This window comes from Phenylobacterium sp. (assembly GCF_036677185.1).
In the GTDB taxonomy this organism is placed as follows: domain Bacteria; phylum Pseudomonadota; class Alphaproteobacteria; order Caulobacterales; family Caulobacteraceae; genus Phenylobacterium.
In genome coordinates this window covers 115685-135502 of sequence record NZ_JAKFEN010000027.1, presented here as the reverse complement: position 1 = coordinate 135502, position 19818 = coordinate 115685, and the positions used below count along the sequence as shown (strand labels likewise).

The 19818-nt window shown below is 66.7% G+C and carries 24 protein-coding genes; 17 read left to right on the top strand and 7 right to left on the bottom strand.

Annotated elements, in window-relative coordinates:
• Positions 1-34: 34 nt before the first annotated feature.
• On the bottom strand, positions 35-682 hold the full coding sequence (locus V6M51_RS16845) for a glutathione S-transferase family protein (RefSeq protein WP_332769012.1): 648 nt from the start codon (positions 680-682) through the stop codon (positions 35-37).
• A 180-nt stretch (positions 683-862) separates the two neighbouring features.
• On the opposite strand from V6M51_RS16845, the gene V6M51_RS16840 reads away from it, so the two are divergent.
• Positions 863-1285, top strand: coding sequence for an ester cyclase (locus V6M51_RS16840; protein WP_332769010.1), 423 nt, complete (start codon positions 863-865; stop codon positions 1283-1285).
• Between the two features lies 1 nt (position 1286).
• Entirely contained in the window at positions 1287-1895 is a 609-nt protein-coding gene (locus V6M51_RS16835) for a TetR/AcrR family transcriptional regulator (protein WP_332769009.1), read from the top strand.
• Positions 1896-2112: 217 nt separating this feature from the next.
• Here V6M51_RS16835 and V6M51_RS16830 read toward each other — a convergent pair whose 3' ends face one another.
• Genes V6M51_RS16830 through V6M51_RS16820 form a run of 3 tightly spaced genes read right to left on the bottom strand, consistent with a single transcriptional unit; the run spans position 2113 to position 4242 of the window.
• Positions 2113-3123 (bottom strand): NUDIX hydrolase, encoded by a 1011-nt coding sequence (locus V6M51_RS16830; RefSeq protein WP_332769069.1) that lies wholly within the window; start codon positions 3121-3123, stop codon positions 2113-2115.
• Positions 3072-3587 carry a tyrosine phosphatase family protein gene (locus tag V6M51_RS16825; protein WP_332769071.1) on the bottom strand — a complete coding sequence of 172 codons (516 nt, stop codon included), beginning with the start codon at positions 3585-3587 and terminating at the stop codon, positions 3072-3074. Before V6M51_RS16825 ends, V6M51_RS16830 begins: the two co-directional genes overlap by 52 nt.
• A 7-nt stretch (positions 3588-3594) precedes the next feature.
• The gene (locus tag V6M51_RS16820; protein WP_442957863.1) at positions 3595-4242 is read right to left on the bottom strand and encodes a YfbR-like 5'-deoxynucleotidase; all 648 of its coding nucleotides are present in this window, start codon (positions 4240-4242) and stop codon (positions 3595-3597) included.
• Between the two features lie 106 nt (positions 4243-4348).
• Here V6M51_RS16820 and V6M51_RS16815 point away from each other — a divergent pair, with 106 nt between their 5' ends.
• Both V6M51_RS16815 and V6M51_RS16810 read left to right on the top strand, forming a co-directional pair.
• Positions 4349-5161: a universal stress protein gene (locus tag V6M51_RS16815; RefSeq protein ID WP_332769008.1), complete on the top strand. Its 813-nt coding sequence runs from the start codon at positions 4349-4351 to the stop codon at positions 5159-5161.
• 20 nt (positions 5162-5181) lie between these two features.
• A complete protein-coding gene (locus V6M51_RS16810; protein WP_332769065.1) occupies positions 5182-5556 on the top strand; it encodes a hypothetical protein in 375 nt (124 codons plus the stop codon).
• Here V6M51_RS16810 and V6M51_RS16805 read toward each other — a convergent pair.
• The 3 genes from V6M51_RS16805 to V6M51_RS16795 form a co-directional block, all read right to left on the bottom strand.
• The gene (locus V6M51_RS16805) at positions 5553-6359 is read right to left on the bottom strand and encodes a hypothetical protein (RefSeq protein WP_332769006.1); all 807 of its coding nucleotides are present in this window, start codon (positions 6357-6359) and stop codon (positions 5553-5555) included. The genes V6M51_RS16810 and V6M51_RS16805 overlap by 4 nt on opposite strands.
• Before the next feature lie 77 nt (positions 6360-6436).
• Complete coding sequence (locus V6M51_RS16800; RefSeq protein WP_332769004.1) at positions 6437-7309, bottom strand: AAA family ATPase; 873 nt, start codon at positions 7307-7309, stop codon at positions 6437-6439.
• Positions 7310-7452: 143 nt separating this feature from the next.
• Complete coding sequence (locus tag V6M51_RS16795) at positions 7453-7929, bottom strand: hypothetical protein (protein ID WP_332769002.1); 477 nt, start codon at positions 7927-7929, stop codon at positions 7453-7455.
• A gap of 265 nt (positions 7930-8194) precedes the next feature.
• Here V6M51_RS16795 and flbT point away from each other — a divergent pair, with 265 nt between their 5' ends.
• The 13 genes from flbT (at position 8195) to V6M51_RS23920 (ending at position 19817) form a co-directional block, all read left to right on the top strand.
• A complete protein-coding gene (flbT, locus tag V6M51_RS16790) occupies positions 8195-8614 on the top strand; it encodes a flagellar biosynthesis repressor FlbT (protein WP_254833503.1) in 420 nt (139 codons plus the stop codon).
• On the top strand, positions 8580-8948 hold the full coding sequence (flaF, locus tag V6M51_RS16785; RefSeq protein WP_305676972.1) for a flagellar biosynthesis regulator FlaF: 369 nt from the start codon (positions 8580-8582) through the stop codon (positions 8946-8948). The genes flbT and flaF overlap by 35 nt, the downstream gene beginning before the upstream one ends.
• A gap of 297 nt (positions 8949-9245) precedes the next feature.
• Positions 9246-10076 carry a flagellin gene (locus tag V6M51_RS16780; protein WP_332768999.1) on the top strand — a complete coding sequence of 277 codons (831 nt, stop codon included), beginning with the start codon at positions 9246-9248 and terminating at the stop codon, positions 10074-10076.
• A 284-nt stretch (positions 10077-10360) separates the two neighbouring features.
• Positions 10361-11188: a flagellin gene (locus tag V6M51_RS16775; RefSeq protein ID WP_442957660.1), complete on the top strand. Its 828-nt coding sequence runs from the start codon at positions 10361-10363 to the stop codon at positions 11186-11188.
• Between the two features lie 232 nt (positions 11189-11420).
• Positions 11421-11600: a flagellar protein FlaG gene (locus V6M51_RS16770; protein ID WP_332768998.1), complete on the top strand. Its 180-nt coding sequence runs from the start codon at positions 11421-11423 to the stop codon at positions 11598-11600.
• 189 nt (positions 11601-11789) lie between these two features.
• Complete coding sequence (locus V6M51_RS16765; protein ID WP_332768997.1) at positions 11790-12623, top strand: flagellin; 834 nt, start codon at positions 11790-11792, stop codon at positions 12621-12623.
• Between the two features lie 143 nt (positions 12624-12766).
• Positions 12767-15556, top strand: coding sequence for a hypothetical protein (locus tag V6M51_RS16760; protein ID WP_332768995.1), 2790 nt, complete (start codon positions 12767-12769; stop codon positions 15554-15556).
• A gap of 40 nt (positions 15557-15596) precedes the next feature.
• Entirely contained in the window at positions 15597-16283 is a 687-nt protein-coding gene (locus V6M51_RS16755) for a hypothetical protein (RefSeq protein ID WP_332768993.1), read from the top strand.
• 39 nt (positions 16284-16322) lie between these two features.
• Positions 16323-16712: a hypothetical protein gene (locus V6M51_RS16750; RefSeq protein ID WP_332768991.1), complete on the top strand. Its 390-nt coding sequence runs from the start codon at positions 16323-16325 to the stop codon at positions 16710-16712.
• A 148-nt stretch (positions 16713-16860) separates the two neighbouring features.
• Positions 16861-17361: a single-stranded DNA-binding protein gene (locus V6M51_RS16745; protein ID WP_332768990.1), complete on the top strand. Its 501-nt coding sequence runs from the start codon at positions 16861-16863 to the stop codon at positions 17359-17361.
• Between the two features lie 113 nt (positions 17362-17474).
• Entirely contained in the window at positions 17475-19058 is a 1584-nt protein-coding gene (locus tag V6M51_RS16740; RefSeq protein WP_332768988.1) for a GMC family oxidoreductase, read from the top strand.
• Positions 19055-19417, top strand: coding sequence for a hypothetical protein (locus V6M51_RS16735; protein ID WP_332768986.1), 363 nt, complete (start codon positions 19055-19057; stop codon positions 19415-19417). Before V6M51_RS16740 ends, V6M51_RS16735 begins: the two co-directional genes overlap by 4 nt.
• Positions 19338-19817 carry a c-type cytochrome gene (locus tag V6M51_RS23920; RefSeq protein ID WP_442957862.1) on the top strand — a complete coding sequence of 160 codons (480 nt, stop codon included), beginning with the start codon at positions 19338-19340 and terminating at the stop codon, positions 19815-19817. The genes V6M51_RS16735 and V6M51_RS23920 overlap by 80 nt, the downstream gene beginning before the upstream one ends.
• The last annotated feature ends 1 nt before the right edge of the window (position 19818 follow it).

The following is a 19818-nucleotide window of genomic DNA, read 5'->3' as shown; positions in this document are numbered from 1 at the left end:
TTCGGGGACACTATACTAATTAACCGCCCCCACCTCACCCCGGCGCGTTCGCCCGGAACGCCGCCATCTGCCCCTCCATGGCCCGCGCGAAGGCCGGCCGCGCCTCGCACCTGACCCGGTAGGCGTCGAGCTTGGGAAACCGCTTCAGCGTCCCGCTGTCCACTAGCTCGCGCAGCACCGCCGTCATCATCAGGTCTCCCGCCGTGAAGGCGTCGCCCTCCAGATAATCCTTCTCCCCAAGCCAGACGCTGAGCCCCTCCAGCCGCCGGTCGAGCTTGGCCCGGACCTGAGGCCGGCGTTCCGCGGCCCAGGCCTCGCCGGAGTCGTCGAGTTCGATCAGGTTCTGGGCGTGGGGCTCGATGGAGTTCAGCGCCGCCAGCACCCAGGTGGCGACCCGCGCCGCCCCGGCCGGGTCGCGCGGCGAAAGCGCCTCCGACTTGGCGGCGATATGCAGCACGATGGCGCCGGACTCGAACATCTCCACCTCGCCGTCGCGATAGGCGGGAACCTGGCCGAAGGGCTGCCATTGGCGATGGTGATCCGAGGCCAGGGCCTCGCCGTCGACCAGCACCACCTCATAGGGCAGGCCAGCCTCCTCCAGCGCCCAGCGAATCCGCAGGTCGCGGACATAGCCCTGTGCGAACGGCGGAACCCAGCGGAACGCGGTGAGCTGGATGGTCATGGGATCTCCTGGCTTGAGGCGAAGGCGGCCTCGGCTGCTCGCCAGTTCGGCATCTCGTCGCCGCGCAAGCAAATGGAAATCACCCGGACAGTGACAGGCCGGCGATATGTGGGTCTTGCAATGAGATCAAAATCTCATTAAGAGCACTCGGTATCAAATCATTCACTGGGAGGGACGACCGTGGCGCTGACCCGCGAGCAGATGGACGCCAAGATGGACGAGCATTTCGGGTTCGAGGCCCGCGACGACGTGGAGGGCGTGCTGGCGACCCTCACCCACGACGTCGAGCACGACATCGTCGGCTGGCCCACCGGGCCGACCCACGGGCGGGAAGGCGCGCGGCCGTTCTACGAGATCCTGTTCGGCGATCTGGCCGACGGCAGGATCGAGACCCGGAAGCGGCTCTATGGCGACGGCTTCATGGTCGACGATTCCTTCTGGCGGGGCAGGGCGACCGGTATGCCCTTCGGCCTGGAGGGTCGCGACCGTCCGCTGGAGTTCAGGTTGCTGCATGTGGTCGAGTTCGCGCCGGACGGCGACATCAGCCGCGAGAACGTCTGGCTCGACCTGGCGGCCATCATGCGCCAGCTGCCGCAGGACTGAGATGAGCCTCGCCGAAAAGCCGGGCCGCCCGAACCAGAAGCAGCGCACCCGCAAGGACCTGCTGGACGCCGCCGCCCGGCTGATGAAACAGGGCCGCAAGGCGGGCCTGGAGGAGATCGCCGAGGAGGCCCTGGTCTCGCGCGCCACCGCCTACCGCTATTTCCCCAGCGTCGAGGCGCTGCTGTTGGAGGCCGCCCTGCACGTGGCCCTGCCGACGCCCGCCGAACTGTTCGCCGACGGCCCGCCCGCCGACCCGGTGGCGCGGCTCGACCGCGTCGAGGCCGCCATGCACGAGATGATGGCGGCCAACGAGGCGCCGCTGCGGATGATGCTGGCCAACACCCTGCAGGCCGGCCTCAAGGGCGACGCCGCCCCGGACCTGCCCGCCCGCCAGAACCGCCGCACCCCGCTGATCGAGGCCGCCCTGGCGCCCGCGCGCGGCGAATTCGACCCCAAGGCCCTGGAGCTGCTCGGCCCGGCCCTGGCGCTGATCATCGGCACGGAGGCCATGGTGGTGTTCAAGGACGTCCTGCGCCTCGACGACCGCCAGTCGCGCAAGGTCACCCGCTGGGCCATCCGCGCCCTGGTCGCCGCGGCTAGGGCCTCATGATCCTTCTCCCCTTGCGGGAGAAGGTGGCCCCGCGAGAGCGGGGTCGGATGAGGGGTCGAAAGCCCTATCGGTCTGCCAGCTGAGTTGAAGAGCGCGCCGAGGCTAACCGGCGAGTTCTGAGAGACCCCTCATCCGACCGTTCTCCGAACGGCCACCTTCTCCCGCAGGGGGAGAAGGGCGCCAAGATCGGCTCCACATGCTCCAAGGACCCCAGCGCCTACTCCCGCAGCAGGGGCAGGCTCAAGCCCGACACCGGCCGGGCGCCGAGGATCTCGCGGCGGAAGCGGAACAGCTCGGCCGGCCGGCCGCCGGTGTCGGAATCGACGCGGCCCAGGCCCTCCACCAGGTCGGCGCGCTCCAGGGCGCGGCGGAAGTTCTGCTTGTGCAGCGGAACCCCGGCCACGGCCTCGACGGCCCGCTGCAGGGCCGACAGCGTGAAGGCCTCGGGCATCAGCTCGAACGCCACCGGGCGGTATTTCAGCTTGCCCCTTAGGCGCGACAGGGCGGTGGCCAGGATGCGACGGTGGTCGCTGATCATCGGTTCACCCAGCGCCGCGGCCAGGTCGGGGGCGGGTAGGGCCGCGGCCTCGCCGCGGTCGCGGGCGGCCTCGGGCGCAAGGCCCGCCTCATAGAGCAACTCGTAGCGCTCCAGCACCCGCTCCTCGTTCCAGGGCGCGCCGTCCAGCGCGAACAGCAGCCGCGCGCGGGAGAGCCGTTCCGTGGCGCCGTGCGCCCACTGGCGCAGGGCCGGCTCGATGGCGCCGAGCGCGTCGGGGCGGCCGTCGCGCCAGTCCTCATAGGGAAAGAACCGCGCCCAGCTGGCCCAGGCGGTGTCGGGCGCGGCGGTGTCCACCGCCTTGGGGGTGAGCGCCAGATAGCCCACCGACAGCACCCGCGCCGCCCCGGTCTGGGCGCCGTCGCCCCCATTTCTGGGGCCCATGTCGGCGAGGGGCGCGTCGCGGCCCCGGTCGCCGAAGGTGTAGAGCTGCTCCACATAGCCCAGGTCGAACCGGGTCTGGGCGGTCACGAAGGCGCGCAGGGCCAGTTCGAAGGTCCGATGGCCGTTGGGATCGAAGGGACCGAAGGGCAGGCCGGGCAGCTGGCCGGGCGGGCGCACGGTCAGGACCACGGCGTCGCCGTCCTGGATGGCCACCACCACCGCCGAGAGCCCGATGACTACCACGGGTAGCGGACCGGGAAGTCGAACGGCTGGCCGATCCCGGAATATTCGTAGTCGCCCATGGCCTCCACCGCGTCGACCATCCGGCCCTTGCGCGACAGCATGTCGTCGGCCAGCGCCACGATGCGGCGGTTGGGATAGGCGTGGCGGGCGGCCTTGCGCATGGCGAGCGCGATGGCCTTTTCCGAGACGTCGGGATTGCGCTCGCAGGCCAGGACGAAGGCGCTGGCGCTGGAGCGGCTGATCCCGGCCCAGCAGTGGACGATCATCGGCGCGCTCTCGTCCCAGGTTCTGCCGAAGGCCAGCAGGTCGGCCACAAGGCCCGCGTGCGGCAGGACCATGCCCTCCATCGGCTCGGCGATGTCGTTGACCCCCAGCTTCAGGTGCCGGTCGGCGAAGCCCGCCGGGGTCTCGATCATGCTGGCGGGGTCGAGCAGGGTGACCAGGTGCGAGGGGTGGCGCGCGGCGATGATCCCCGGGAGCTCGGCCAATCCGCATACGATGAGGGTCACGCGCGTCCTACTCCGTCTCGAAGGCCGCGGCGGGGGAGGTGGCGAATCCGGCCGCCTGCGACAGCACATTGTAGCGCTGAATGTAACGCGATTGCGCGACGGCGGCGCTCTGCGGCTCGATGTGCAGAAGGTAGCCGTCCGGCGGGGCGTCGAAGAACTCCAGCGCCTCGGCGGCCGTGAAACCCGCCAGTTGCGTCGCCTCGAAGAACGCGCAGGCCCGGTCCGCTGTCTTGATCAATTTCTTGATATGAATCGGGGCCTTGGCCGGAATTCCGAACCGCACGTGGATCGCCGTCTCCAGCCGCTCCTCGAAGGTCTTGTAGTCCACCCCCAGCGCCGCCTTGAACGGACTGATCATGTCGCCGATGACGTACTCCGAAGCGTCATGCAGCAAGGCCGCCAGCCGCCATTTCGGCTCGAGGTCCGGCTGGATATGGGCGCAGATCTCCTCGACCACCACCGAATGTTGGGCGACGGAGAAGGCGTGCTCGCCCACCGTCTGGCCGTTCCAGCGGGCCACCCGGGCCAGGCCGTGGGCGATGTCCTCGATCTCGATATCCATCGGCGAGGGATCCAGCAGGTCCAGCCGCCGTCCCGACAGCATTCGCTGCCAGGCGCGCGGTTGTTGCACGGTTTTACGCAGCCCTTTCCTCACCGACGCGTTCCTTTCACAGTGAAGGTCTGAACTGACCCAGGAGTTGCGCCATATCAAGGCGTGGAACGGGGTTAAGGTCCAGACAGGCGTCAATAGGGGACAGAGCATGAGCTGGGCGAGGATCATGGTTCCGCTTTCGGGCGGGGAAGGCGACAAGACGGCGATCGCCGCGGGCGCCAAGCTTGCAGAGCCGTTCGGCGCTGAACTCGCCTGCGTCTACACCCCGGCCGACGTGGCCGACGTCATGCCCTGGATGGGCGAGGGGTTCCTGGGCGGGGTCCAGACCACCGCGCTGGAGTCCCTGAAGGAGGCCGCCGCCGCCGGCGAACGCAACGCGCGCGCGGCCATGGACACCATCACCTACGAGAAGCGCCGCTTCATCGCCCTGCAGACCCCGGTCTGGGCCGGACTGTCGGCCGAGAGCCGGCTGTCGGACGTGGTGGTGTTCAACAACGACCCGGCCCGTGGGCGCGGCCCCCTGGCCGAGGCCTTCCAGCAGATGGTGGCCGACGAGCAGCGGCCGGTCCTGATCGCCCGCGAGGGCTTCGCGGTCGGCGGCCCTGTGGCGGTGGCTTGGGACGGCGGCAAGGAAGCTTCCCGCGCCGCGCGCCTGGCGCTTCCGATGTTGGAAAAGGCGCCGCGCGTCGTGATCCTGGCCGCGCCCAAGGCGACCTCGCGCAGCTTCGAGCCCGCCCGGCTACAGGCCTACTACGCCGCGCGGGGGGTGAAGGCCGACATCGACATCCTGCCCGACAGCGGGGACGCCGCCCCGCTGCTGCTCTACGCTGCGCGCAAGGCCGAGGCCCAGATCCTGGTCGCCGGCGCCTTCGGCCATCCGCGATTGCAGGAGTTTATTTTCGGCGGCACGACGCGCACTCTGCTGGCGTCCGATCAGCCGTCGCTCTTCCTGTCTCACTAGTACGAGGTCCGACTATGCCACTGTCCCTGTCGCGCATTGTGATGCGTCTCGCCCGCAATCCCGGCACCGAGTTCGCCGGCGGAGACGATCATAGGGGTTACGCCCTGACGGCGCCTCTGACGGCCGACGGGCTCCTGGACGCCGCGGCCTATGCGAAATCGAAAGCCAATTGCGTGGTGCGGCGGTTCGCGCCGGACGAGGAAGCCATCGACGGCCGCCTGGCCCGCAAGGGCGCGCGCTGGTTCTTCGACTATGACGACGCCGAAGAGGCCGACGACGAGCCCGTCCATCGGCTGGGCGAGCATCGCTTCGCGGTGGGCGAGTACGTGACCGTCACCGACGAGGACGGCCGGCCCCTGACCTACAAGGTCGTCGAGGTCCAGCCCGCGGGCTAGACGCCGCCGTTGCGGCGCACGAGGTCCTGGACGTCGTGATAGATGTTGTCGCCGGACTCAGTGTCGACCTTCGACTTCACCTTGGCGACGGTGATCGGCCCGGTCTTCGGGCCGCCGGCTTCGTAGCCGACGTAGCGGTAGCCGGAGGGCAGGTCCTTGCCGGTGTAGATGAAGGTGGCGCGGACGCCGCGCTTCTCACGCGACAGGGCCTGGCCGCGCAGGCGCACGTCGCGGAACATCCTGACCGTGGTGTCGTCGTCGTTGGCGTCGACGTGGATCGGGCCGACCCGGACATTGGCCTCTTCGCCGCGGGTGTTGATGTGGATGCCCGGCAAGTCGACGCGGGTCACCTCGCCGTCCTCGGTGTCGACCGTCCCGACGCCCATGCCGCCCGCGCGGACGGTGACGCCGGCGTCGGCTGCGGCTTCGGCCTGAACCCGGGCGACCTCGGCCGCGACGCTGCCGAGCCGGGCCTTCGCGGCCTGGGCGTCGGCCACGAGGGCTCCGACTTCGGCCTGGGTCTGCTTAGCCTCGAGCGAAAGCGGGCCAGGCGTGCTGCGCAGTTCCTTCTCGATGGCGTCCAGGGTGGCGTTGACGTCGCCCTTCACCGCGACCAGTTCCAGGGTGACCTCAGCTCCGTCCGACGAGCGATAGGCGCAGGTCTTGCCATCGGCGCTGACGCTTACGCGAGTCAGGTCGCCCTCAGTTGTCGGGCAGGTGAGCTTGGCGATCGTGCGAGGTCCGTCCTGGCCGCAGGCGCTCAGAGCCAGGGCGGAAGCCGCGATCAGCAGGGTGGTCTTCATGGACGTCTCACTCCGGTCCGTTCGCCAGGGAACCTGACCGGAGCGCCTTGATTGGTCGAGTGAATTCGCCGTAACGGCTACTGTTGGCCCGGCCGCGAGCCTGCGCCCTCGCGTCGCGCCAGGAAGGCGAGGCGCTCGAACAGGTGAACGTCCTGCTCGTTCTTGAGCAGGGCGCCGTGCAGGGGCGGGATCAACTTGGTGGGATCGCGTTCCTTCAGCGCGTTCTCGTCGATATCCTCGACCATCAGCAGCTTCAACCAGTCGAGAAGCTCGGAGGTGGAGGGCTTCTTCTTCAGGCCCGGCACCTTGCGCATGTCGTAGAAGATGCGCAGCGCCTCGGCGACCAGCTTCTGCTTGATGCCCGGATAGTGGACCTCGACGATCTCGTTCATCGTCTCGGCTTCCGGGAAGCGGATGTAGTGGAAGAAGCAGCGGCGCAGGAAGGCGTCCGGCAGCTCCTTCTCATTGTTGGAGGTGATGATCACGATCGGCCGAACCTCGGCCTTGATCGTCTCATTGGTCTCATAGACGTAGAATTCCATCCGATCGAGCTCCTGCAGGAGGTCGTTCGGGAACTCGATGTCGGCCTTGTCGATCTCGTCGATCAGCAGGACGGGGCGCTTGTCGGAGGTGAAGGCCTCCCAGAGCTTGCCCTTCTTGATGTAGTTCTTAACGTCCTTGACCCGCTCGTCGCCCAGCTGACTGTCGCGCAGGCGGGTGACGGCGTCATATTCGTAGAGGCCCTGGTGGGCCTTGGTGGTCGACTTGATGTGCCAGGTGATCAGCTCGGCGTTCAGCGCCTTGGCGATCTCATAGGCCAACACGGTCTTGCCCGTGCCCGGTTCGCCCTTGATCAGCAACGGCCGTTCCAGCGCCACGGCGGCGTTGACGGCGACCTTCAAATCCTCGGTGGCGACGTAATCTTTGGTGCCTTCAAAACGCTGGCTCATGCGGGGTCCCCAGGGGCGAGCGTAGAATGCGCCCGCTTTCGAACAAATGTTTCAACTGGGGACAAACTAAAGCCAGTCGCGCGACATTCAAGCGGCTTGAGCGTCGCGGGCCGTTCTGTGGGCGTAAAACGCTCGGTCGACGCCTAGTCCTTGCGCGCTGAATCCTGCGTCGAGGCGGGCTGGCGGGCATAGCCCATGTGGTCGAGATCCTCGTCGCTTAGGCCCTTGGACTGGAAGTTGGTGAAGTCATCCTCGCCCCCGCTGACCAGCGCGGCGTCACCGACCTCCTCAAGGCCGTCGATGGAGTCAGGATCGACCTGATCCTCGTCGAAGGCGTCCTCGTCTTCGTCCTCGTCGCCGGCGACCGCGCGGTAGTGGAGTTCGTCGTCATCCTCGAGGTCGGAGTCCGTGAAGGCGTCCTCGTCGAATTCGTCGGCGTCGAGGGCCAGGGCCTCGTCCTCGTCGCGATCACCCCGGGCGCTGGTGACATCGAGCAGGTCGGGTAGTTCCTCGAAGGTGCGCATCTCATTGAGCCCCTCGTGGTCGTCGAGATTGCTCTCGTCATAGGTCTCGGCGCCGTCCTGTTCGTCATAGCCGTCGCCGATCTCGGGTCCGGGCATCGGGTCGCTCCTCGCCACGGGCGCCGGGTGACGCCCCTCGACAGGACTAACCGTTCCACGGCGCCCGGCGTTCCCGGGTTCAGCCGCGGCGCTAACCTTTGACCTGGGCCTGGGGTATGATGCGGCATTGCGTCACGCCCCCCGCAAGAGGTCGTTAACTCGCGCTCGGTAAGCGTGACGGGTCCGGGGTTGGAATCGATCCGGGACAGGATCGGAACGGGTAGCTCGCGTCGGTCCGACGCAGGTCAATTCGGGGGGACGGGCCTTGCCGCTTAAACTGTCGCTGAAGCCGGGCGAAAAGTTCGTGCTCAACGGCGCGGTCGTCCAGAACGGCGACCGGCGCGGCGTGCTGATTCTCCAGAACAAGGCTTCGGTCCTTCGTGAGAAGGACATCATGCAGGAAGACGAGGTCACCTCGCCGGCCCGCCGGATCTATTTTCCGGTGATGATGATGTACCTCGATGAGGCCGGGGCCGAGCGCTACTATGACGAATTCGTGCGGCGGCTCACCGAGTTCATGGGGGTCATCAAGAACCCTCCGGTGCTGGCCGACTGCGTGAACATCTCCAAGCAATGCATGGCGCGCGAGTACTACAAGGCGCTCATGCTTTGCCGGAAGCTGATCGAATACGAAGACGAAAGGTTGGGGAATGTCGCTTCGGGCGTACCAGCAGACCGCGGCTAGGGGCGAGTCCGGCCGCGAGCTGGAGTACCGGCTGTTCGGCCAGGTGACGCGCGCCCTGATGGAGGCCGCGGCCCTCGACCCCAGCGAGGTGTCGGCCCGCGCCGACGCCCTGGACTGGAATCGTCGGCTATGGGCGACCCTGGCCGGCATCGTGGCCGAGCCCGAGAACGCGCTTCCGGCCGCCCTGAAGGCCCAGATCATCTCGATCAGTATCTGGGTGGGGAAGTACACTAGCATGGTGATCCGTCGCGAGGACGACGACATCCAGGCCCTGATCGACGTCAATCGCGCGATCATGCAGGGCCTGAGCGGCGCGGTCGCCGAAGCCGCCTGAGGCCCCTTCACATCGAGATAGTCTGACCGCCGGATCGGGCCTCGATCCGGCGTTTTCGTTTGCGGCGGCAGATACTGCCGAGGCTGTTCGGCAGGCGCTGCCCATCGGCAAGTTCGCATGGTCAAGCCTGCCGATCGCGCCGCCGGCGGGCTCGGAATAGATAGCTAAATCAATAGGTTCGTTGGTCCGAAAAGTGGCCGGGCTGGCCCGCGCCTTGCTACGGTTAACGGAGAGCGAAAATGCGCTCCACGGCCAAAACGGCCGCAACACCTCCGACCAGAATGGAAGGGTACTAAAATGGCTATGAATTCCGTCAACACCAACGTGGGCGCGATGGTCGCCCTGCAAAACCTCAACGCGACGAATGCGGAGCTGTCGCAGGTCCAAACGCGGATCAATACGGGCAAGAAAGTCTCGTCCGCGAAAGAAAACGGAGCCATCTGGGCCATCGCGCAAAACCAACGCGCGACTTCCAGTTCGCTGAACGCCGTCCGTGACTCGCTGCAGCGTACTGCTTCGACGATCGACGTGGCCATGTCGGCGGGGGAATCGGTTTCGGACCTGCTCGTCCAGATGAAGGAGAAAGCACTAGCGGCTTCTGACACGACCCTCGACGCCTCGTCGCGGACGGCCCTGAACGAAGACTTCAAGGCCCTGCGCGACCAGATCGCCAAGGCGGTGAACAACGCCGAGTTCAACGGCGCGAACATGATCAAGACCGGTGGCGCGACGATGGCGGCTCTCGCCAACGCCGACGGCACCTCGAAGATCACGGTCGCGGCGCAGAGCCTGGCTCTCGGCGGCGCCAACGTCACTGTCGGCGCGGCGACCTCGATCGGCACCGTGACCACGGCCACGGCCATGATCGCGACGATCAAGACGTCGATCACCAACGTGTCTACCGCTCTGTCGAAGTTCGGCACCGGCTCCAAGTCGATCGCCGCGCACCTGGACTTCACCAACAAGCTCCAGGACTCGATCGACGCCGGCGTGGGTAACCTCGTCGACGCCGACCTGGCCAAGGAAAGCGCCAAGCTCCAGTCGCTGCAGACCAAGCAGCAACTCGGCATCCAGGCGCTGTCCATCGCCAACCAGGGTTCGTCGCAAGTTCTTTCGCTCTTCCGCTAATGTCGCGGCGCCGGGCGGGTCTTCGGACCCGCCCGGCGAGCTCTTTGAATCGCTGGGCGCCGTTTGCCGCATGAGGTCGGCAATTTCTGCCCGCGCAACGCCAGGCTAGGCAAATCTTGCCGGCCGAAAACGTCCCTAACAAGGGTATAACTTCGATAAATCAATAACTTGAATCGTTGCGATGACGCACGCCTATTGGCTTGTTCATTGCAGCGGTCGTTCCTGAGCAAAAAGCTCCCGGCAGTCAAAATGACGTCGGCGACCTGAGAAAAAGGAACGAATTGATGGGCAATTCCGTCAATACCAATGTCGGCGCCATGGTTGCGCTGCAGAACCTGAACAGCACCAATTCCGAGCTGCAGCAGGTTCAAGGCCGGATCAACACCGGCAAGAAAGTCTCCTCCGCCAAGGACAACGGCGCTATCTGGGCCATCGCGCAAAACCAACGCGCGACTTCCAGCTCGCTGAACGCCGTCCGTGACTCGCTGCAGCGTACTGCTTCGACGATCGACGTCGCCATGTCGGCGGGTGAATCCGTCTCCGACCTGCTCGTTCAAATGAAAGAGAAGGCCCTGGCGGCTTCTGACACGACCCTCGACGCCTCGTCGCGGACGGCCCTGAACGAAGACTTCAAGGCCCTGCGCGACCAGATCTCCAAGGCCGTGAACAACGCCGAGTTCAACGGCGCGAACATGATCAAGACCGGTGGCGCGACGATGGCGGCTCTCGCCAACGCCGACGGCACCTCGAAGATCACGGTCGCGGCGCAGAGCCTGGCCCTCGGCGGCAGCAATGTCACCGTCGGCGCGGCGGCCACGATCGGCACCGTGACCACGGCCACGGCCATGATCGCGACCATCAAGACTTCGATCACCAACGTGTCGACCGCTCTGTCGAAGTTCGGCACCGGCTCCAAGTCGATTGGCGCCCACCTGGACTTCACCAACAAGCTCCAGGACTCGATCGACGCCGGCGTGGGTAACCTCGTCGACGCCGACCTGGCCAAGGAAAGCGCCCGTCTGCAGTCGCTGCAAACCAAGCAGCAGCTGGGGATCCAGGCCCTGTCCATCGCCAACCAGGGTTCGTCGCAGCTTCTCGGTCTCTTCCGATAGGACGCACGGCCGCGGGGCCTTCGCCCCGCGGTGACTGTGGGCGGCGGGGAGGGGGACCTTCCCGCCGCTTCACGGTTCAACAGGGACGTCGAACGCCTGACCGGCGCCGGCGCACGGAGAAATGGAAAACAAACTTGCCGCAATCACCTCGGTAACCGACCCGACGCTCAACCAAGCGGCGGCCCGTCGCCCCACGCCAGATCCGGGCGTCGCGGCCAAGGAGCCCGTCGAGATGACCCCAGACGCGGCCGATCTGCGGCTGGTCATCGAAGAGGGCGGCGGCTCGTACGTCTACAAGACGATCGACCGGCGCACCGGCGAAGTCGTCGCGCAATTTCCCCGCGAGGAGATCCTGAGGATGCGCGAGGAGACCGACTACGAGGCAGGCGCGGTCATCAGCGCCAGCGCCTGATCCCCGACCGGCCCTTCGCGCCGGTCCGCCAAGCTTTCCAACCGCCCCGGGCAGACCGGTCGGCGGCTGCGGCCATTTGGGTCGTTAACTTTCTGGACACCATGATTCCATAGCTTCTGCCCCGGAAAGAGCTGTCCCCGGCGAGTCGCAAAACGCCGATTGGGGGACCGTTCTAGAGGAGAGCAGGTCATGTCGATCAGCGTGCACACCAATAAGTCGGCCCTGACAGCCCTCCAGAACCTCAACAAAACCAACGATCAACTGGCGGACACCCAGAACCGCATCAACACCGGTCTGAAGATCGGCAACGCCAAGGACAACGCCTCGGTCTGGTCCATCGCCCAGGGCCAGCGCGCCGACATCGGCGCGCTCTCCGCGGTGACCATGAGTCTTAACCGCGCCCAGTCCATCGCCGAGGTCTCCATGTCGGCCGGCGAGTCGGTCTCCGACCTGCTGGTGCAGCTCAAGGAGAAGGTGGTCGCCGCCCAGGACACCTCCCTGGACGCCACCTCGCGCGGCGCGCTGAACGCCGACTTCAAGTCCATCCTGCGTCAGATCGGCCAGGTCGTCTCCAATTCGGAGTTCGACGGCGCCAATATCATGAACGGCTCGATCGCCGGCAGCATCCGCTTCCTGGCTAACGCCGACGCCAACGCCTACATCACGCTCTCGACCCAGAACATGACCTTGGGCGGCGGCATCATAACCATCGCCTCGACGGCGTCGATCGGCACGGTGACCCTGGCCGCGGCGGCTCTGGTCGATCTCACCGCTTCGATGACCAACGTCAACCAGGCCCTGGGCAATCTGGGCGCCCAGGCCAAGCAGATCGAGGCGCACAACAAGTTCGTCGGCAAGCTGCAGGACGTGCTGCAGGCCGGGGTCGGCAACCTGGTGGACGCCGATCTGGCCAAGGAAAGCGCGCGGCTCCAGGCGCTGCAGGTGCAGCAGCAGCTGGGCGCCCAGGCGCTCTCCATCGCCAATCAGGCCCCGCAGATCGTGCTGCAGCTCTTCAAGGGCTAAGACCCGTTTCGTTGGGGCGTCGAAGGGCCTGGGCGGATCGCCCAGGCCTTTTGATTCAAGGGATTCACCTTAGGTCTTAACGCCTTGGCAGGGCTTCCGAGGCCAAGGTCGGGTGGCGGGACTGCGCCCGCGGACGGCGAACCATGGCGATCAGCTTCGACACCAATCTGCTGACCAGCTACTACCAGTCGCGCTACGGCGGGACGGGGGCCTCGAGCACGTCCGCGCTGCTGGGCAAGAAGTATGCGCCGACCGCCCCCTGGTCGATCACCAACACCAAGATCGACGAGCAGGTCTCCGAGGCGGTGAAGAGCGCCATGCTCGGCAAGAAGCTGGTGGACGAGAGCGCCGCCAAGCTCGACCTGCCGGGCGCGAGCGCCGACTACCGCAAGCTCTTCGCGCTCTATCAGGGACTAAGCACTCTGAACGGCGTGGCCGAGCGGATGAACGGCAAGAACCTGACCTCGACCGAGAAGAACCGCATCCAGCAGATCTTCACCAAGGGTCTGGCCGAGATCACCGCCTATGCCGACAGCGCGGAGTTCGACCAGATCCGCTTGAACCGCGGCGAGCTGATGACGGTGGCGAAGACCAAGATCGGCGCCCCGGTCGCCAAGGAAGAGTATCTCGGCGGCGTGGCTCTGCTGAAGGGCGACAGCTCCACCGTCGTTCCGGCCTTCGCTGGCGATGTCAAATTCACGATGTCTATCAAGCGCGTGAACGTGACTCATAATGTGGCGATCGACCTCAACGACATGGGCGCGACGCCACGGACCCTGACCAACGTCCTGGCGCACATCAACGGCAAGCTGGCCGCTGACGGCCTCGAGACCCGCTTCGCCAGCCAGCGGGTCCCCGGCGAGCCGCGCACCATCACCGTGGGCGGCAAGCCCGTCACCCTTCCGGCCACCCAGGATTCCTGGGCGCTGAAGGTCAAGGTCGACTCCGGCGAAACCGTCACCTTCGGCGCGCCGAGCACCGCGGGTTCGGTCTATGTGGCCCAGAGCGTCGGCGACCCCAATCCCGACGGCAAGACCACCACCAATGACGGCGTCACCAACCGCCAGCTGCTGAAATTCCAGACCGACACCACCTCCGTCCCGACCCCGCCGCAGGACGACGGGGCCAATTGGGTCGACGGCCGAGCCTGGGCGGAGGATCTCGCCAAGTCGGTGCAGAACGTGCGCGCCACGACGGTCGGGCCTGACGGCGCGGTCTATGTCCTGGCCGATGTCGACGCCGCGGTCTCGGGTCAGGAGATCAAGGGCGCCAAGGACGTCGCCCTGATGAAGTACGATTCGGCGGGCAAGCTGCTCTACACTCGCACCCTCGGCGCGGCCGACCAGGCCACTGGCATGGCGCTGGCCGTCTCGGCGGACGGCAAGATCGCCATCGCCGGCTCGGTGACCGGCGGCCTGGAGGGGGCGACCGACGGCCCGCTCAATTCCGGCGCCACCGGCAGTTTCGCCACCAATTCCGACAGCTTCGTCACCCTGTTCGACGCCGACGGCCAGGAGGTGTGGACCCAGCGTCGCGGCGCTCGTCAGGCGGACGAGGCGACCAATCTCGCCTTCGCCGCCGACGGCACGGTCTATGTCGCCGGGCGGTCCAAGTCGACCATGCCGGGGACGACGGCGATCGGCGACTGGGACGGGTATGTCGAAGCCTTCAAGGCCGACGCCGCCGGCAAGGTCTCGACCGTGTTCACCCAGGCCTTCGGCTCCACCGGCGCCGACAAGCCCGCGGGCCTGGTGGTCGACGGTACGTCGCTGGTGGTGGCTTCCAACGAGAACGGCCGCGCCGTGCTGCGCCGCTTCGACGTCTCGACGGCCACGCCGTCGCTCACCGCCACCCGCGATCTGGGCGATCTGCAGGGCGGGGAGCTGACGGGGCTCGGCATCGACGGCGGCCAGGTCGTCGTGGCCGGCACCACCAAGAACGGCGCGCTCTCGGCCGGAACCATCACGCGGGCCCTGGCGGGCGGCACGGACGCCTTCGCCGCGCGGCTGGACGCCGGCCTCGGCGCCAGCGGCGCCGATCGGCTGGCCTATTACGGCGGGACCGGCGACGACAAGGCGACCTCCGTGGCCGTGGCCGGCGGCCAGGTCTGGATCGCGGGCTCGGCTGGGACCGACCTGCCGGGCCAGCCGGCGGTCGGCAAGAAGGACGGCTTTCTCACCCGGCTCGACCTCGACACCGGCGCCATCGACTGGTCGCGGCGGTTCACCGGCAAGGAGGGCTATGCCGCCCCCAGCGCCATCGCCATCGACACCCAGGGCTCAACGGTCCTGGACCGGCTGGGCCTGCCGAAGGGCACGCTGGACTTCACCGATTCCGCCCAGGTCAGCGCCTTCAGCTCGGTGCGCACGGGCGACCAGTTCCAGGTCCTGTCCGGCAGTGGCGCCAAGAAGACCATCACCATCGAGACCGGCGAGACTTTCACGACGCTGGCCACCAAGCTGAAGCGCGCGCTGGGCTTCCAGGCCAAGGTCGAGACCGTGACGGTCGAGGGCGTGCGCCGCCTGCAGATCAAGCCGATGAACGACCGGTCCACCATCGAGCTGTTCGAAGGCAAGACCGGCAAGGACGCGCTCAGCCTGCTGGGCCTGACCGAGGGCATCATCCGCAACACCATCACCGAGGACGGCAAGACCGTCCCGTCCGACGGCAAGGCGATGATGTTCGGCCTGGGCCTGCCCACGGACCTCAATCTCAAGGACTCGGAACAGGTCAACCACACCCTGGCCGAGCTGACCGCGGCCATGAACCAGGTTCGCGCGGCCTATAAGCACCTGCAGACCGCCTCGACGCCGCAGGCCGTGCTCGACGCCCAGAAGGCCGCCGCCGCGGCGTCGGGCGGCAAGGTCCCGACCTATCTGACCAACCAGATCGCCAACTACCAGGCCGCCCTGAACCGCCTGAGCGGTGGTTAGGCGCCTTGAATCCTTCGCAGGCGCGGTCTAGCGAAGGTCCATGGAATTCCTGAACGACCGGCGGAGTCGACTCGTCCTGGCGGGCGGCGCTCTCGCCCTCGTGGCCGGCATCGGCATCGCCGCGGCCCTGATCTCCGGCGGCAAGGGCGAGAACGCCCCGCCGCCGCCGGCCTCGCAAGGCGGCTTGGTGGTGGAGACGGGCGCGGCCGACGACGGACGTCTCGATCCCGCCCGGCCGCTGCGCTGCTACGTCGCCGGCCAGTATGTGGGCGAGGTGACCCTGGCCGACTGCGCCAAGCGCAATGGCGTGGCCACAGGGGCCCTGGACGTGGGTGTCGACGAGGCCGGCAACCTGGCGGCCGCCGACCAGGCCGGCACCATGCTGACGCCGCTGCCGCCGGTGGAGGAGGCGCAGGTCGAGGCCCCGACCGCGACTCCCGCCGCGCCGGCCCCCGCCGCGACGCCCGCCGCGCCAGCCCCGGCCGGCGCCTGCTGGCGCTATGCCGACGGCGGCTGGCGCAAGCAACCGGCCGACATGACCCTGAACGCCTGCGTGCAGTCCCTGTTCGCTGGACGCTGCGAGCGTTCGGGCGGCGCCATCTACGGCCGCTGGATGCAGCAGACCCTGCGCCTGGTCCCCGGACGGGTGGAGGTGTCGGGCGACAACCGCAGCTTCCGGGCCCTGGCCAGCCAGGCCGAGAACTGTTCGATCTCCCCCGTGGGCTGACGCCTTCGGGTCGCCGCAATCGCCGCCATAGGCTTCACCATGCTTCGCACCGCCCTGATCGCCGGCCTCTCCGTCCTGGCCCTCGCCGCCTGCGCCAAGAAAACCTTGCCGCCCGGCGGAGAAGGCGTCTGCTGGCATGTGGGCCAGGGGAAGGACGGCGAGCTCAAATACAACAAGCTGGCGACCGGCGTGGCCGACCTCGAGCACTGCGCCGCGGCTCTGGAGACCATGCGGCTGAAATTCCTGCGCATGGGCGGCTCGAACCGCGAGGTCGCCGGCGCCTTCAAGGGCAATTTCATCTTCGTCGAACGGAACGGGATCTTCACCGCGCCGACGATGGAATCGCACCGCTATCTGGCGCTGGTGCGCACGGGCGACGGCCGCCTGGTCATTCCCGGCGCCATGCCCCAGCAGGCCCCGGGCCAGTAGGCGCGGCGGTCCAGCGCAGCAGACATCTGTGGACGAAGCTCTGCAAGGCGGGAACAAAGGCGGAACATTAACTTGATCCGCTGATCGCCGTCCGCTAGCGTCGGGGCTGAGCGCGAGCGCGCAAGCACGGAAAGCAAGGGACACTCACATGGCGGGCAGCGTCAACAAGGTCATTCTGGTCGGCAATCTGGGCGCCGATCCCGAAATCCGCAGTCTCACCTCGGGGGATCGCGTCGCCAACCTACGCGTCGCCACGTCGGAAACCTGGCGCGACAAGTCTTCGGGCGAGCGCAAGGAAAAGACCGAATGGCACCGGGTGGTGATCTTCAACGACAACCTCGTGAAGGTGGCTGAGCAGTACCTGCGCAAGGGTTCGAAGGTCTATCTCGAGGGCTCGATCCAGACCCGCAAATGGACCGACCAGTCGGGCGTGGAGAAGTTCTCCACCGAGGTCGTGCTGCAGAAGTTCCGCGGCGAGCTGACCATGCTGGACGGCCGCGGCGACAGCGAGGGCGCGAGCTCCGGCGGCGGAGACTACGGCGGGGCGAGCAGTGGCGGCGGCGGGTTCAGCGGCGGCGGCCAGCGCCGTCCGGCCTCGGGCCCGCGCGAGGACTTCTCGGCCGACCTGGACGACGAGATCCCGTTCTAGGGGCGGGCGGTGCGCCGGCTGAGCGTCCGGCGCAGACAAGCTATCAATGACCTTGAATAACGGCGTTTGGCTAGGTCAAATCTCGAAGGCGAGTTTTTGATTCGGGGTCCGCGATGTTTGTCGATGCAAACAAGATCGCGGAAAAGATTGTCGCCGCAGACCTGTGCATAATTGGCGGTGGAGCCGCTGGAATTACGCTCGCCAATAAATTCGTCGACTCTAAATTGAAGATCGTCCTGCTCGAGAGCGGCGGCGACTCGATGGATCGGGAAACGGAGAAGCTCAACACCAACGCCACGGTGACGGGTGATCCCTATACAATCGAGTCGAGCCGTCTTCGCTTCTTCGGCGGCACGACCAATCATTGGTCAGGCCGGTGCTTCCTGTTCCGGGATCACGATTTCCTGTCGGTCGGAGGACCGAAAGTCGTTGGTTGGCCGATCTCCTTGAAGGATGTCGCGCCCTACTACCAGCAGGCCCAACGGATCGCGATGTTCCAGACGCAGGACGTCAACTGGTCAACGGACTATTGGCGCAATAGGTTCGGTTCCCCCGCCTGGCCCATCGATGAAGCGATCTTCCCGGTTCGTACCGAAATCTTCGCACGCCCACACGCCGATACCGGCAATCGGACCTACGCGGCCTATAGGCGGCCGTTGGATTCGGCGAAGAATATCCGTGTCATCCAGTATGCCAACGCGACCGAACTGATCGAGGGCCCCGATCGCACCAAGATCGAGGAAGTCGTCGTCAAGACCCTGGCCGGCGCCGAGTTCAGGGTCCGGGCTCGCATCTTCATCCTGGCGACCGGAGGCCTCGAGAACCCCCGCCTCATGCTGGCGTCTCGGCGATCCAGTCCTCACGGGGTGGGGAACAATCACGATCAGGTTGGCCGTTATTTCGCCGACCATGCCCGAATTCTCCAGGATTTCGTGAGGAACCCGGATCGCGAACCCGACGACCGGGTGGTCTTCACCGAGGCGCCGGGAGATATCTTCGTCTTCAACCACTACCTCCTGTCAGACCACATCCTGGATAGCGAGCGTCTGGACAGCATCCTGTTCCGGTTCCGCCCGGTCTATGAGTCAACGCCTGGAACCGCCGCCGCAGGTCGGCTGACGGACGCCTTGGGGGCTCGCGACCTGTCGCAGGTCAGCGCGGACGACCTTGCATTGGCGATGCAGAACTTCGGCGACGTGGCGGAGCGCGGCGTGGATCGCTACTACTGCCGGTCCAAGCCGATAAGGTACTTGCTCTCCGCCACTGTCGACCCGCCCCCGGTGGCCGAGAGCCGCGTAACCTTGACGCCTGAGCTCGACGCCCTGGGCATGCCGATCCTGAACCTTCACTGGGTGCTGCCGGACACCGCGAAGCATTCGCTGCACCGCGCGCTGCAACTTTTCGCTCAGGAGGCGGGGCGCACCAACACCGGTCGTGTGCGCCTGACCTTCGATCCAAAGAAGCCGTGGTCGGAAGCGCAGGGCTTTGTCTGCGGCAACCACCACACCGGCACCACACGGATGAGCGACGATCCCAAGACGGGCGTGGTCGACCGGAACTGCCGTGTACATGGGGTGTCCAACCTCTATGTCGCCGGCAGTTCGGTGTTTCCCACGGTGGGCGGCGGCTCGACGACCATGATGATCACGGCGCTGGCCCTACGGCTGGCCGATCATATCGATGGGCAATTCGCATGAGGATGAACCGACGAGCCTGGGTGCTTGGCGGCGGCGCCCTGGTCGTCGGGGGGCTCGCGCTCAACACTCCGGCGGCCCGTGAACTCGTTTGCAGCGGCCAGACCCGAGAGTATCAACAGGTTGGCCTGGCGCGTCTCGGTCGCGCCTGCGTCGCGTGCAATCCGGACTTCAGCGAGTCGTTGGTGGCGGCCGAATGGGCTCAAATCCAAGCGGTCGGCCAAGCGGCGCTGAATGCCCGGATCGCCGACGACTTCGCCCAAGGGGCGATAACCTCGGTCGATGGATGGCAGCTCGCGCGTAGCGAGGCGCTCGTCTATGCCGCCGTCCACTATAACCAACCCATGGACACCAATGCCTAGGCGATCACCGACCCGTTTCATCGCAGCAAAGGTGGCGGTCGTCGTCGCGCTTGGCTTGACCACCGGGTGCTCGAAATCGGGGGGTGACGGGGCCGCGACGAAGCCCCTGCCGCAACCTACGGCCTTCGCGGACTGCGCGCGCTGCCATCAGGTCGAGCCGGGCGTCCACGACGTCGGCCCGAGTCTATGGGGCCTGTCCGCGCGTAGGGCCGGCTCAGCGCTGGGTTACAGCTTCTCGCCAGCCTTGAGCGGCGCAGGTTTCACCTGGGACCGCCAGCGTCTGGCTGCGTTCCTTCACGACCCGCACAAGACCCTTCCGGGAACGCGCATGCTCTATCCGGGCCTTGAGGACACGAAGGAAGCCGAAGCTGTCGCGGACTACGTTCTCAGCCTCAGGTGAC